Below are 14,680 nucleotides of genomic sequence, written 5' to 3'. Positions count from 1 at the left end.
TAAAATCTGGTATCACCCGCACACTTTCGCAAAAAAGTGGCCTGAACCTTTCTAACCCCCTCCGTTTGTGCATAATAATATGTTATTGCTAAACCGATTTAGCTTGCGATCAGGAGAAGTGAAATGGTCAAACGGGTATGGTGTCTGGGCGATGCAGTTGTGGATCTGCTGCCGGAGTGTGATAACAGATTGATTCAGTGTCCCGGCGGTGCGCCCGCCAATGTGGCGGTGGGTATCGCCAGGCTTCAGGGCAACAGCGGCTTTATTGGTAAAGTAGGCGGCGATCCCTTTGGCACGTTCCTGATTGATACGCTTAATGCCGAGCAGGTAAACACCGAGTTTATGCAGCCAGATAACACGCAGCGCACCTCGGTTGTCGTGGTGGCGCTGGACGCAGACGGTGAGCGCAACTTTACTTTTATGGTGCGTCCTTCAGCAGATCTGTTTATCGAAACGCACGAGCTGCCAGCTTTCCGGGCGGGCGAATGGCTGCACTGCTGTTCGATTGCACTGCTCAGAGATCCCTCACGAAACACCACGCTGACGGCGATGCAGCAACTGCATGAATCGGGCGGCTTTGTGAGTTTTGACCCCAACATCCGGCACGATTTATGGGCAGATGAAGCGGAGCTGCGCGACGCGCTTGCCCGTGCGCTGGCTCTTGCTGACGTAGTAAAGCTTTCAGAAGAAGAGCTGACCTTTATCTGTAACACCAGCGATATCGCGGCAGGTATGCAGCAGCTGGCTGAGCAATATGCTATCAGGCTTATTCTGGTTACCCAGGGCCGCCAGGGCGTGCAGGCATGGTCCCGTGGCACGCTGCAGCACTATCCGACGCGCCCGGTTGTCAGTGTGGATACGACCGGCGCCGGAGACGCTTTTGTTGCCGGGCTGCTGTGGCATTTAGCCGGACAGGGTTTGCCGCAGGATGACGTGCAGCTCAGAGAGTGTCTGGAGCGCGCGCAGATCTGCGGCGGGCTGGCAACCACGGCGAAAGGCGCAATGACCGCGCTGCCTTATCTTGATCAGCTGCAGCAGCAGCTTGCCTGATTAAAGGGGGCTTGAAGGCCATTAGCACCGTGCCGGGAGCAGCAGGCCGGCCGGTAAGCAGGATGTAAGATTACAGCGAGGAAAAGCATAGCAGGGACATGTCATGTTTAATGCTGTTGTTTCAACCAGTGATTGGTTTTTTTTCATCCTGACAGGGTTATGATTTTTGCTATCCATGTACAGCACTTAAATTCAGGGGCCGTTATGCTTGCTATCCGTTTATCTGATGATATTGAGTCCCGTCTGGACTCGCTGGCGAAAAAAACCGGTAGAACAAAGACGTTCTATGCACGCGAAGCTATCCTTACGCATCTTGAAGATCTTGAGGATTATTACTTAGCAGCGGAAACAGTTGAGCGCATCAGGCGTGGAGAGGAATCCATGCATTCGTCCGAAGACGTGAGGAAGTCACTTGGTCTGGACGATTAATTACTCTGACCGTGCACTGAAAGTGTTGCGTAAAATGGATAAGCAAAATGCGCGACGGATAGTGGATTTTATGAACATACGCATTGCTGCTTCGGTAGATCCGCGCCAGTCAGTGAAGCCGCTAAAAGGTGATTTAGGTGAGTTTACACCCGTCGCATTAGCTCCATAAATACCCGCCTTCATATTTTCATAGCTAACAGTTCATGGGTAAGCATACCCGCCCTGAATCCGCGATTTTCAGGTCCGTTTTTCAGCTTAATAATTTAGCAGGGAAACTATCCAGGGTATGATGCGCGCTGGTTAACCTTACTGCTCAAAAGGAATTGGCGTGGAAATCATCGGTGACAATACTCTGGTCACAAGTCTCAGAGGCACATACAAAACCGTTCAGTGTCGCGGCGAACAGCGGAAGCACTGGCTTGAGCTTCAGTTCGTGGATGAGAACAACAGCCCGGTTACCGGGCTGAACGTTAGGCTGGAGTACCATCCGCTTGCCTCTTCGGTGTTCCTCGCTCTGCAGGATATGCTGGGCATTTCGCTGATGGAAACCCGGAAACTGCCGGGCGGGGAGCATGCCCTGGCCCGCTTTAATTTCGTTGCTGAGAAAGAAGTTAAAATTCCTCAGTAAAGACGTGGTTGTCGTGGTGGTTGCAACGCTGCTTACCGGATGTGATAACCGGCCTGACAGGATGCTGACGGAGTTGTTGCTAAAACTATTTCGTTCCATCAGACTTCAAACCCTCTTAAACGACACCATTCCGCAACCCGGCTGTTTTCGCAACTGAGCATCAGGCAGCACGCGTTTATTTATCCTACCCCTTTAAAGCTGAAACGATTAAACCAAACACCACCATTTCAGCTTGATTTCTCTCTCTGTGCGTCTAAAAACGCCGTCTTAACCTCTAAAAATGTGATCTAACCCAAATTTACAGAGATTACTGACGGTATAACCGACCGAAGTGAAGCACCTCACGGTTTCATTTTCCTCATGTTTGTACGCTTAGCTGACATTAGCTAAATCAATTCAGCAAAGGATGCATCATTATGAAATTAGCATTATTGGCCGGTGTGGTCATGGCGGGGATCAGCGTTCAGGCAGCAGCACAGACATGGGTGCTGACGGATGCTGAAGCAAGTACAGAGAAGGGAAACTGGCACATCGACAGCAAAACGCTGAAGCTGGGCGGCCAGCCGTTCAGCATCGAACAAAAAGTGCTGCATGGCGGCAAACAGGAAGGTTCGAAAGTCATTACGATTACCAGTCCGGAGGGCCTGACCATCGCGCTCAGCCCGACGCGCGGGATGGATTTACTGTACGTCAGGGGACACGGCGTGCGTCTGGGCTGGGATTCGCCGGTAGATGAAGTGGTCAACCCGGCCTATATCAATCTGGAGAGCCGCAACGGTCTCGGCTGGCTTGATGGCTTTAATGAAATGATGGTGCGCTGCGGCTATGAGTGGACCGGGCATCCGGTCACTAAAGATGGCCGCATCTATACGCTGCACGGTAAAGCGGGCAACACACCCGCTTCGCAGGTTGAAGTCACCGTGGATGATAAAGCCCCGCATGAAATCCGCATTCGCGGCCTGCTGAAAGAGCATACGTTCAAAAAATCGAACCTCGCCACCTGGACAGAGCTCCGTTACGTGCCGGGTACAGATGCCTTCACACTGCATGATGTGTTAACCAACCACGGCGATTATCCGCAGGATTATCAGATCATCTATCACAGCAATTTCGGCACGCCGATTCTGGAGAAAGATGCCCGCTTTATCGCACCGCTGAAATCTGTCTCGCCTTTTAACGATTACGCGCAGAAAGGGCTGAATAGCTGGAACGTCTATGATGCGCCTGCCAGAGATTTTGATGAGATGGTATTTAACCTGGTGCCGAAAGCGGACAGCAACGGAAAAACGCTGGCGGCGGTGGTTAACAGCAAAGGCGATAAAGGGGCATCAATCGAGTTTGATACCCGCCAGCTGCCGGTGCTGACCATGTGGAAAAACACCGACACGCTTAAACAGGGCTACGTTACCGGTATTGAACCCGGTACCAGCTATGCCTATCCGGTCACCATTGAAAAAGAGCAGGGCAGGGTTAAGCAGCTACAGCCGGGCCAGAGCACCACGTTTGAGCTGACTTACACGCTGCTGAAAGATGCTGACGCCGTCAGCAAAACGGAACAGCGTATCGGGCAGATTCAGGGCGATGAAAAAGTCACCGTAGATCAGGCGCCGATTGCTAAAGAGTAACCGCATGGAGCAGAGCCTGGCTCTGCTCTTTTTTCCCTCTTTCTCCTGCTTCTCTCTCCCCCATGTATTACCCACCTGAGACGTCCCTTTGCGTTTTCCTGCACTATTTTGCGATGTACTTCACATCACTTAAAACGGTTTAGCAAAATCAGTTGCGCACAGTAACAAAGTTCATCAGGATTCAGCTACTAAATCGGTTTAGCAAAAAACAATATCTGATAATAGCTACCTCTCAGGGACGCCATACCATGAAAAAAAGCATCCTCGCCCTTACCCTCAGCGCCTTATTAAGTTCAGGAACAGCGTGTTCCGCCACCGATATGAGCAGTATTGAAGCGCGTCTTGCAGCAATGGAAAAACGTCTCGCGGCGGCAGAACAGCGTGCTGACCTTGCAGAAACCCGCGCAAAAGCAGCAGAAAAACAGGCACAAATGCTGGCCACCGCCCAGCAGAAAAATCAGACGGCGATTGCCCGGGTTGAACAGCGTACGGCAAAAGCCGCACCCGCGACGACAGGCAGCGAGGATAGCGGATTTGAGTTTCATGGTTATGCCCGCTCCGGCCTGCTGATGAACAGTTCAGCGGCCAAAACGCAGGGTGGTCCGACCGTTACGCCGGCTGGCGAGACCGGAGGACATGTGGGCCGGCTGGGCAACGAGCCTGACACCTATGTTGAACTGAATCTGGAGCACAAAGAGACGCTGGCAAACGGAGCCACCACCCGCTTTAAAGCGATGCTGGCGGACGGGCAGCGTACTTACAATGACTGGACAGCGGCCAGCAGCGATCTCAACCTGCGTCAGGCATTTGTTGAGCTGGGGCAGCTGCCCACTTTCTCCGGCGCTTTCAAAGACTCTACCGTCTGGGCGGGTAAACGCTTCGATCGCGACAACTTTGATATTCACTGGATCGACTCCGACGTCGTGTTTCTTGCGGGTACCGGTGCCGGGATCTACGACATGAAGTGGGGCGAAACCACACGCAGTAACCTGTCACTTTACGGACGTACCTTTGGTGATATCGAAAATAATGAAAACACCGCGCAGAACTACATTCTTTCACTGAATAACTTCACCGGACCGCTGCAGCTGATGCTCAGCGGCATGCGCGCTAAAGATAATGACCAGCGCACCGATATCGAAGGAAATCGCGTGAAAAGCGACGCGGCTAACACCGGCGTGCACGTATTAGCGGGCATCCATAACGATACTTTCTACGGCCTGCGCGAAGGCGCGGCTAAAACGGCCCTGCTCTACGGCCACGGTCTGGGCGCGGAAGTGAAAACGCTGGGATCTGACGGTGCGCTGCTGCCGGAAGCCGATACCTGGCGCCTCGCAAGCTACGGCATTACGCCGCTGGGCGGCGGCTGGCATATTGCGCCAGCACTGCTGGCACAGAGCAGCAAAGATCGCTACGTCAAAGGCGACAGCTATGAATGGGCGACCGCGAACCTGCGCCTGATTCAGGAATTCACGCAGAACTTTGAGATGCAGTATGAAGGCTCATATCAGTACATGGATCTGCGGCCTGAAGGCTACAACAGCCGCAATGCCGTGAGTGGCAATTTTTACAAGCTCACCGTAGCGCCGACGCTGAAAGCCAGCGACGTCGGCGACTTCCTCAAGCGCCCTGAAATCCGTCTGTTTGCCAGCTGGATGGACTGGGATCACCGTCTGGATAACTATGCGGGCGATGACGCCTTTGGCAGCAGCGGCTTTAAATCTGGCGGCGAGTGGAACTTTGGCGTGCAGATGGAAACCTGGTTCTGATTCTCCGGCCCCTGCGGGGGCCACATTCTGGCAGGCATAACAACGAAAAACAGAGGTTACTATGGATGTTGTACAGATCTCCCGCGCGCTGCTGCCGCTGCTGGGAGGCCGGGAAAATATTGCCAGCGCGGCGCACTGCGCTACCCGTCTGCGTCTGGTACTGGTGGATGATGCCAAAGCAGATACCGCCGCGATCGGTAAACTCGATGGCGTAAAAGGGTGCTTCCGCAATGCCGGACAGCTGCAGGTCATTTTTGGCACCGGCGTGGTGAATAAGGTGTATGCTGCCTTTATCCGCGAAGCCGGCATCAGCGAAACCAGTAAGTCAGAAGCAGCAGATATCGCTGCACGTAAACTCAATCCTTTTCAGCGTATTGCGCGTCTGCTGTCGAATATTTTTGTTCCGATTATTCCGGCCATTGTCGCCTCAGGTCTGCTGATGGGGCTGCTCGGCATGGTGAAAACCTACGGCTGGGTTAATCCGGAAAATGCACTCTATATCATGCTGGATATGTGCAGCTCAGCGGCATTCATCATTCTGCCAATCCTGATCGGATTCACTGCCGCACGTGAGTTTGGCGGCAATCCGTTTCTCGGGGCGACGCTGGGCGGGATCCTGACGCATCCGGCGCTGACCAACGCCTGGGGCGTGGCGGCTGGTTTCCATACCATGAACTTCTTTGGTATCGAAGTCGCGATGATTGGCTATCAGGGCACGGTGTTCCCGGTACTGCTGGCGGTATGGTTCATGAGCGTACTGGAGAAACAGCTACGCCGGGTGATCCCCGACGCGCTGGATCTGATCCTGACGCCATTCCTGACGGTGATTATCTCCGGTTTTGTAGCGCTGCTGATTATCGGTCCGGCCGGGCGCGCGCTGGGTGACGGGATCTCCTTTGTCCTGAGCACGCTGATCGCCCACGCCGGCTGGCTGGCGGGATTACTGTTTGGTGGTCTCTACTCTGTCATTGTGATCACCGGCGTACACCACAGCTTTCACGCTATTGAAGCGGGGCTGCTGGGCAACCCGTCTATCGGCGTGAATTTCCTGCTGCCGATCTGGGCGATGGCTAACGTCGCACAGGGCGGGGCGTGCCTGGCGGTATGGTTAAAATCAAAAGATATTAAGATTAAAGCTATCGCGCTTCCCTCCGGCTTCTCGGCGCTGCTGGGGATTACCGAAGCAGCCATTTTTGGTATCAACCTGCGCTTTATGAAACCTTTCGTAGCGGGGCTGATTGGCGGTGCGCTGGGAGGTGCATGGGTTGTCTCGGTGCATGTTTATATGACGGCTGTAGGCCTGACCGGTATTCCGGGCATGGCGATTGTGCAGGCCAGCTCGCTGCTCAATTACGCCATTGGTATGGTGATCGCTTTCAGCGCAGCCTTTGTTATCTCTTACCTGCTTAAATACAAAACGGACGCAGAATAATGGCCTCATTAAACCTGTTCCCCGCTATCCTGCAGGCGGTCATGCGCGGTCAGCCGCGCGCGCTAAACGATGCGCACTATCCCGGCTGGCATCTTGCGCCTGTAACGGGTTTGCTGAACGACCCTAACGGCTTTATCCACATTAACGGACGCTATCACCTCTTCTACCAATGGAACCCGCTGAGCTGCCAGCATCAGCATAAATGCTGGGGGCACTGGAGTTCAGCGGACCTGCTGCAGTGGCAGCATGAGCCGATCGCGCTGATGCCGGATGAAGAGTATGACCGCAGCGGCTGCTACTCCGGCAGCGCCGTGGACAATCACGGTGCGCTCACGCTGGTTTACACCGGTAATGTGAAGTTTGACGATGGCAGCCGTACCGCGTGGCAGTGCCTGGCGGTACAGAATGAAGCAGGAGGTTTCGATAAGCTGGGACCCGTTATTGCGCTGCCTGAAGGGTATACCGGACACGTCCGCGATCCAAAAGTGTGGCGGCATGGTGAGAGCTGGTACATGGTGCTGGGGGCACAGGACAATGCGCTGCAGGGCAAAGTTCTGCTGCTGCGCTCTGACGATATGCACACGTGGCACAGGCTCGGGGAGATTGCCGGCAGCGGCCTTAACGGGCTGGGTGCGGCAGGATATATGTGGGAGTGCCCCGATCTCTTCACGCTGGGCGACAGTACGTTTCTTATCTGCTGTCCGCAGGGGATCACGCCTGAAGAACAGCGTTTTCTCAATGCGCATCCCAGTGCATGGCTGGCAGGCGATCTGGACTATGACACCGCCCGCTTTACGCACGGCGACTTTCATGAGCTGGATGCCGGCTTTGAGTTCTACGCACCGCAGACCACACTGACCGCCGATGGCCGTCGCCTGCTGGTAGCATGGATGGGGGTGCCGGACGGTGAAGAGAGATATCAGCCTACTATCGCCCGCGGCTGGATCCACCAGATGACCTGTATCCGTGAGCTGGGAACGCGTGACGGCAAACTCTACCAGCGGCCGGTAGCTGAGCTGCAGGCGCTGCGCGGTGAGGAGCACGCTTTTCAGGGTCTGGCTGCAGATGCCCCCTTTATTGCCGCGCGACGGCTTGAGCTGGAGCTGACCGGTACGGGCGGTATCACGCTTGATTTTGCCAACACGCTGCTGCTGGAGTGGCATAGCAGCGGACTGCGTCTTGCGCGTCGCAGCCTGTCGAACGGGGAGTGGCACTATCGCTACTGGCAGGGAGCAGTGACGCAGCTGCAGATTTTATGCGACCACTCCAGCGTAGAGATTTTTATCAACGAAGGCGAGGGCGTGATGAGCAGCCGCTATTTTCCAGCAGCGGAGGCGCAACTCAGGCTGATCGGGGACACAGAAGTTACCGCGCGCTACTGGCCGCTGCGACGCTGCGTGGTACAATAAGTTATTGTTTCCCTGACTGATGCCATGACGTGAGAAAAACCAAACGCGTAACCATTACCGATATCGCCGCGCTGGCTGGCGTCTCGAAAGCGACCGCCAGCCTGGTGCTGAACGGCCGGGGTAAAGAGCTGCGCGTCGCCAAAGAGACGCGCGAGCGCGTGCTCTCCCTGGCCCGTGAGCATCATTATCAAGCCAGTATTCATGCGCGTCTGTTGCGCGATAATCGCAGCCATACGCTGGGTCTGGTGGTGCCGGAGATCACCAATCACGGTTTTGCCGTATTCTCAGACGCACTGGAAAACCTTTGCCGCGAAGCGGGACTACAGCTGCTGATCTCCTGTACGGATGAAAATGCCGGCCAGGAGCGGGTTGTCGTGGATAACCTGGTCGCCCGCCAGGTGGACGGGCTGATTGTCGCCTCCAGCATGTCCGGCGACAGCGACTATGTAAAACTCAGCGAACAGCTGCCGGTCGTACTGTTTGACCGCTATATGAATGATACGCAGCTGCCGCTGGTGATCACGGATGCGGTTACGCCTACTGCCGAATTAGTGGCGCAACTGGCGCGCGCTAATCCGGAAGAGATCTATTTCCTTGGCGGTCAGGCACGCCTCTCTCCGACGCGCGATCGCCTTGCCGGCTTTCTGCAGGGGCTGGAGCTGGCGGGCGTCACGCCCCGACCGGAGTGGATTATTCATGGTAACTATCACCCCAGCAGCGGTTATGAGATGTTTGCCGCGCTCTGCGCCCGACTCGGTCGTCCGCCACAGGCGATCTTCACCGCCGCCTGCGGCTTGATGGAAGGGGTGCTGCGTTACATGAGCCAGCATCATCTGCTCAACAGCAACATCCGCATCGCCAGTTTTGATGACCACTATCTCTATGATTCACTGTCGGTAGCGATTGATACCGTCGAACAGGATGTACCGCGACTGGCGCAGGAGTGCTTTGCGTTGCTGAGCGCGCTGATTGCTGGCGATGAGCCTGCCAGTAACCGCAGAGTGCTGCCGGCCACACTCCGGCTGCGTCACGCATAGCGGCGCTTGTGATCGGAGCAGAGGCAACAGTTTGCGAAAAAGCTGAAGAAGTGTTGCGATAACCCCCATATCGCATCTGCCAGACTGCGCGGGATAAAATCAAACTGCAAACGTCGGGGTTCCGGCTGGTTTATCAGGTGATCGACGATCAGCTGATCATCGCAGTCGGAAAGCGCGAACGCAGCGATGTGTATCATCCTGCCAGTGAGAGAATGCGATAGCATTAGATTTGCAATGGTAATTACGCATTCCACCTTGCACCGGGAAAAATAAGCTATATCTGCTCTCTTTAAGCGGGCTCCTGATACGGTTTTATTAACCAATCAGAGCGGGTTTACGTTTAATCACAGTGCAAACGCTAATGAGAAAAAGACGATATATCTGGAAAATACTCCCGATTGCATCAGCACTCGCAAATATCTCTCTTTATATTTGAGTTAGGCCAGCCCGGAACGATGCTTTAAGTAATATTACGATTGCATTCTCGTTTTATAGCGCCATCAGGAACTTTCTGATTGTTAAGGTGATATTCTGTGCAGGCAAACTGACAGGAAACAGACAATCACTTTAACTTAAGTCTTTATAATGGCACATACAGGGATGGTACTGGCGCTGAGCGTCAGCTTATTAACTGCTTCAGCAGCAGCGGCACCGTTGAATCCGGGCGACCGTGATTATATCCAGAATCAGCAGCAGCAACGTTTACAGCAGGATCAGCATCAGCGCGATGCGCTGTGGAACGCGGTGTCGCCTCTGGCCGCCCCAGCCGGGGAGTCAGGCACATCCGGTCCGTGCTTCCCTGTTCGTCATATCGTTATCCGTAACGCGTCTTTATTATCGCAGAGCCAGCAGCAGAATATCACCGCCCCCTATATCCATCGCTGCCTGAACTTAACCAATATTAATTCTTGTAGTGGTTTACTGAATTTGGCCACCTGAACAGAGGTGATATGCTCACCTCAGAACATTACAGGTGCCTCAATGAAAAAAAGAAATTTCAGCGCAGAGTTTAAACGCGAATCCGCTCAACTGGTCCTTGATCAGAACTACACCGTTGCAGCTGCGGCCAGTGCTATGGATGTGGGTCTTTCTACCATGACGCGATGGGTAAAGCAGTTGCGGGATGAACGACAGGGCAAAATACCTAAAGTTTCCCCTGTAACCCCGGAACAGATTGAAATACGTGAGCTGAAGAAAAAGCTACAACGCATTGAAATGGAAAACGACATATTAAAAAAGGCTACCGCGCTCTTGATGTCAGACTCCCTGAACAGTTCTCGTTAATCGGGAAACTCAGAGCGCAGTATCCTGTGGTCACACTTTGCCACGTGTTCGGGGTTCATCGCAGCAGCTACAAATACTGGGAAAAAAGCCCCGAAAAGCCAGACGGCAGGCGAGCTGTGTTACGCAGTCAGGTTCTGGAGCTGCATAACATCAGCCATGGTTCTGCTGGCGCAAGAAGTATCGCGATTATGGCAACCCTGAGAGGCTTCAAAATGGGACGCTGGCTTGCCGGAAGGCTCATGAAAGAACTGGGTCTGGTGAGTTGTCAGCAGCCTACCCACCGATATAAACGTGGTGGTCCTGAACACATCGTTATCCCGAATCGCCTTGAGCGACAGTTCGCAGTGACAGAACCGAATCAGGTGTGGTGCGGCGATGTGACGTATATCTGGACAGGCAAGCGTTGGGCTTACCTTGCTGTTGTTCTCGATCTGTTCGCAAGGAAACCGGTAGGTTGGGCAATGTCATTCTCACCGGACAGCAAACTGACCATCAAAGCGCTGGAAATGGCGTGGGAAGCTCGCGGTAAACCAGCCGGAGTGATGTTCCACAGTGACCAGGGTAGCTACTATACAAGCAGGCAGTTCCGGCAACTACTGTGGCGTTGCCGGATCAGGCAAAGTATGAGCCGACGTGGAAACTGTTGGGACAACAGCCCGATGGAACGCTTCTTCCGGAGTCTGAAAAACGAGTGGGTGCCAGTGACAGGTTATATAAACTTTAGCGAAGCTGCTCATGCGATCACAGACTATATCGTCGGGTATTACAGCTCGCTAAGGCCGCATGATTAAAACGGTGGGTTGCCCTCAAACGAATCGGAAAAGCGATACTGGAAAACTCTAAATCGGTGGCCAGTTTTAGTTGACCACTACATTTCATGGTGGAGGAAGGCGCAGCCACCAAATGTGTTCGCAATATGTACAGATTGAGCCTGTTTACCATGAATAGACGAACATTTGCCTGCTAACTTAGTGGGCTACCATGAATAGACTAACGTTGCCATGAAACCAGCAATATTTTGCTGATAACATTTGCGAGTGCGTACGCAAATGCGTACCATAATTTGCGTACACAAATGAGTACCATATTTAAGAGGTCATCATGAATACAGTTAACAGCAGGGCAGCACGCGATACTTGGGCTGCTACGCTCGATGCGGCACTGGTTGAGCCAATCGAAGTTACCCGCAATGGTGGCAAAGAAAGCGTTGTAATGCTATCTAAGAGCGAGTTTGAGTCGTTAAAGCGCATCCAGCTTGAAAAGGATATGGACTACATTCTGGATCGCCATGCCAATACGTTTAAGGCTTTAGCCGACCGATGAAGCTGGAGTTAGAATACCGTTCTGTCACAGCAGACGAACTGATCATGCTTCATGACAGGCTGGAAAGCACTGCGCCGGGATTACCTGGTATAGCAGACCGCAGTAAAGCTAAAGCAGTGATAGACCGTGTTACCACACTCTACCTATATGGCGAACTGCCTGACGTATGGCACATTGCAGCAGCGCATCTTGAAGCCGTAGCGCGTGGCCATGTGTTCGCTGACTATAATAAGCGAACCGCATTTTTCGCAATGATGCTTTTCCTGCGCCGTAACGGTATAGATTTGAACCCGGAAGGTAATGCTCTGGAAGAGTTGACCGTCAGCGCAGCTACGGGAGAAGCTGATAGGGCGATGATTGCAGCAGAATTACAAAGACTAGCTATGTGATGAGACCCCAAATCTAAAAATATTGTGAATGTGCTTAAACAGCAATTTATTTACTTTTAGAATGAATTGGCGTTCAAAACATACCTGTACGATGCCTTATCGAAGCCACGAAAACGAAGTAGACCTAGCTTAATTGTATGGCTGAAGTGCAGTCAGTAAGGGCAAACCGATTTCTACGTTTATTTCCGAAGAAGATCGGGAGTTCCCACTTGAAGCTGGCAAAGGCAAATGCAGTCTCAAGATACGCAAACTGCGTCAGCGAATCAAAGGTGCAATAAAAGCAGGCGACTACCGATTATGTTGGCCATATGCCTGCCAGCGCCCATAAGGACAATCTTACGTGTGATCAGAGCGCCGTCCTGTACTTTATCAAAACCCGTGTTGAAGCAACCGGCCAGACAGTTCATCTTAATCTGCAGGATTAAACGTTTGCCACCGTTCTCTGGATTGGAAAGTCTGGCGCGATACGCTGCTGCAGGAAATGATTGAGAAGGGCACGCTCATAGTGAAAATACCTGTCCTTATCGCTTAATCATACAAGTCTGCTTTACGCCCGCCACGTGAGGGCAATTTGTACATCTTTATGCCGTGCAGGTGCATTACCGGCAGCACGCGCCGCGCTGAGGCAAGTATGCGCTTGTCAGTTGTTCAGAAACAGACCTTGCTCATTCTGTATCAGTTTTCCCTTAATCGGCGCCAGACGGTGCCGCAGCGAACGATCCTGCACATAATTTATGAGCGATCAGACGATATCTATCCCAATAGCTTCCGTGCGTCCTGTATTCGCCTAAACGGTCTCAGGCTGATGGTGCAGGAAAGTGGTGATTCCAACCGGAAGTGGCTCAGCCTGACTGGGGGCAGCATAAAAGCCCGGGCTCTGTCTGACACGCTGATAGCAGATGTATCGAAAAAGCTGCCCAATAGTCCGGACTGAGTTTCTGTTCCTACCGTGTGCGGTATGCGGCCTAAAACATCTGTTAATTTTTTTCCAAAAAACTGAAGTACCAGATAACTTTAATTCATTTTATTTGAACACGTTAATTTCTTACTGTGATTTATCAAAATTTTTAAATGAGTGCCATGGTACTGAAATGCTTTTTTGATCATATGGTCTGAACTACCCATAAAATTATTAAAAGCGAAGAGTACATATAAATCATATGCTTGAAAGTTTTTTAATCTAGAAAATTAACTTCAATAAGTTAATTGCAGGCCAAAAATTAAATTTGTCCTAAAAATAGTAGTTGATAAGGATCACGTTATTTGTGTTAATCCGCTTATAAGAATATTCCGTAACTGTTTTTGTCACCGGAACTTTTGTGACACATGAAATCCCATCAGGTGAACTTAATAATAATCAATATCATTTAACATCAGATGATAAACAGCAAAGGATTTACCATGTATACGGCTTTAAAATATTACGTAAGCGATAACAATCCTGAAGGCCTACTGCTTCACCGTGCTGACTGCGCACACCTGCCCGATCAGGCGGCCCGTGTCTTTATCGGAAGCTGCTACTCGCTGAATCAGGCCAGAACAGTGGCAGCAGCCAATTTTAAAGGGGTAAAGCCCTGCCCGCACTGCGTGGCAAAGCCCGAAGTTAAAGCAAAGCCTGCTACAAAGGTAAGGCGTGCAGTCAATATCGCAGCTAAAATTTCAAAAGAAAATAAGCCGGTCGTGGAATTCAAAAGCTGCGTTCGCCCGGTCAGGCATATGGCTGTTTGATACAACATAAGCTATACCTGAATGATGCAGGAGTATTTGTGCTGACCCAGGTATGTGAGTGTATGTCCGATAAAAAAATAAAATGAAAATACCGATTGGCCGCGTAAAGGATTACGCGGCTTTTTCGTTAGCTCACTGCAACACGCCATGAAACCAGCAACCTGCTGAATCATAAAACTGGTGTCCGCCCTTACGCGGCATATTCTGCGAACCTAACAGGCTTCACTGCTCAATGTGAAAGTGCTGGTTTCATAGCGACAGATGCAGGTTGCTGCTTTCATAATATTTTTTTAAAGTCGTCAGCTTAAATGCTGATGTATTCCGGCTAAAAGTGTAGCCTTTGCCCTCACTGCAATATTTAGAAGCGCAGCCTGGTAATGCTCCTAACTTACTGATAGTGTTTTATGTTCAGATAATGCCCGATGACCTTGTCATGCAGCTTCACCGATTTCGAGAACGACAGTGACTTCCGTCCCAGCCTTGCCAGATGTTGTCTCAGATTCAGGTTATGTCGCTCAATGCGCTGAGTGTAACGCCTGCTGATAACGTGCAGCTTTCCCTTCAGGCGTGATTCGTA

At 52.1% G+C, this 14,680-nt stretch carries 13 protein-coding genes and 2 pseudogenes; 14 read left to right on the top strand and 1 reads right to left on the bottom strand.

Going from position 1 to position 14,680, the window contains the following annotated elements; all coding sequences use genetic code 11:
• The first annotated feature begins 123 nt into the window (after positions 1 to 123).
• The 14 genes and pseudogenes from FS690_RS15005 (at position 124) to FS690_RS18385 (ending at position 14,103) form a co-directional block, all read left to right on the top strand.
• Positions 124 to 1,050, top strand: a complete 927-nt coding sequence (locus tag FS690_RS15005; protein ID WP_065648025.1) for an aminoimidazole riboside kinase — start codon at positions 124 to 126, stop codon at positions 1,048 to 1,050.
• A 204-nt stretch (positions 1,051 to 1,254) separates the two neighbouring features.
• Positions 1,255 to 1,479 (top strand): DUF6290 family protein, encoded by a 225-nt coding sequence (locus tag FS690_RS15000; protein ID WP_065648026.1) that lies wholly within the window; start codon positions 1,255 to 1,257, stop codon positions 1,477 to 1,479.
• 328 nt (positions 1,480 to 1,807) lie between these two features.
• The gene (locus tag FS690_RS18545) at positions 1,808 to 2,107 is read left to right on the top strand and encodes a hypothetical protein (protein WP_065648027.1); all 300 of its coding nucleotides are present in this window, start codon (positions 1,808 to 1,810) and stop codon (positions 2,105 to 2,107) included.
• 416 nt (positions 2,108 to 2,523) lie between these two features.
• A complete protein-coding gene (locus FS690_RS14985) occupies positions 2,524 to 3,732 on the top strand; it encodes an aldose 1-epimerase family protein (protein WP_065648028.1) in 1,209 nt (402 codons plus the stop codon).
• A 248-nt stretch (positions 3,733 to 3,980) separates the two neighbouring features.
• Positions 3,981 to 5,501, top strand: a complete 1,521-nt coding sequence (locus FS690_RS14980; protein WP_145339851.1) for a carbohydrate porin — start codon at positions 3,981 to 3,983, stop codon at positions 5,499 to 5,501.
• A gap of 61 nt (positions 5,502 to 5,562) precedes the next feature.
• A complete protein-coding gene (locus tag FS690_RS14975) occupies positions 5,563 to 6,933 on the top strand; it encodes a sucrose-specific PTS transporter subunit IIBC (protein ID WP_065648030.1) in 1,371 nt (456 codons plus the stop codon).
• Positions 6,933 to 8,342 (top strand): sucrose-6-phosphate hydrolase, encoded by a 1,410-nt coding sequence (locus tag FS690_RS14970; protein ID WP_065648031.1) that lies wholly within the window; start codon positions 6,933 to 6,935, stop codon positions 8,340 to 8,342. Before FS690_RS14975 ends, FS690_RS14970 begins: the two co-directional genes overlap by 1 nt.
• Positions 8,343 to 8,371: 29 nt before the next feature.
• Positions 8,372 to 9,379, top strand: coding sequence for a substrate-binding domain-containing protein (locus tag FS690_RS14965; protein WP_065648032.1), 1,008 nt, complete (start codon positions 8,372 to 8,374; stop codon positions 9,377 to 9,379).
• Positions 9,380 to 9,400: 21 nt separating this feature from the next.
• Positions 9,401 to 9,600 (top strand): annotated as a pseudogene (locus FS690_RS14960) (type II toxin-antitoxin system RelE/ParE family toxin); the annotation flags it as partial.
• 364 nt (positions 9,601 to 9,964) lie between these two features.
• Positions 9,965 to 10,318: a POTRA domain-containing protein gene (locus FS690_RS14955; protein WP_255471503.1), complete on the top strand. Its 354-nt coding sequence runs from the start codon at positions 9,965 to 9,967 to the stop codon at positions 10,316 to 10,318.
• Between the two features lie 42 nt (positions 10,319 to 10,360).
• Positions 10,361 to 11,528, top strand: a pseudogene (locus FS690_RS14950) (IS3 family transposase).
• A gap of 236 nt (positions 11,529 to 11,764) precedes the next feature.
• On the top strand, positions 11,765 to 11,986 hold the full coding sequence (locus FS690_RS14945; protein WP_065648037.1) for a type II toxin-antitoxin system Phd/YefM family antitoxin: 222 nt from the start codon (positions 11,765 to 11,767) through the stop codon (positions 11,984 to 11,986).
• Complete coding sequence (locus FS690_RS14940; RefSeq protein WP_145339849.1) at positions 11,983 to 12,375, top strand: type II toxin-antitoxin system death-on-curing family toxin; 393 nt, start codon at positions 11,983 to 11,985, stop codon at positions 12,373 to 12,375. Before FS690_RS14945 ends, FS690_RS14940 begins: the two co-directional genes overlap by 4 nt.
• 1,401 nt (positions 12,376 to 13,776) lie before the next feature.
• Positions 13,777 to 14,103 (top strand): hypothetical protein, encoded by a 327-nt coding sequence (locus FS690_RS18385; RefSeq protein ID WP_065648040.1) that lies wholly within the window; start codon positions 13,777 to 13,779, stop codon positions 14,101 to 14,103.
• Positions 14,104 to 14,491: 388 nt separating this feature from the next.
• Here FS690_RS18385 and FS690_RS14930 read toward each other — a convergent pair.
• Positions 14,492 to 14,680: IS1 family transposase (locus tag FS690_RS14930; RefSeq protein ID WP_222126077.1), on the bottom strand; the 189-nt coding region annotated here is incomplete at its 5' end.

The sequence above is a fragment of the Pantoea sp. PSNIH1 genome, from assembly GCF_007680655.1.
Taxonomy (GTDB): domain Bacteria; phylum Pseudomonadota; class Gammaproteobacteria; order Enterobacterales; family Enterobacteriaceae; genus Pantoea; species Pantoea eucrina.
This window is presented reverse-complemented; position numbering and strand designations above follow the sequence as displayed.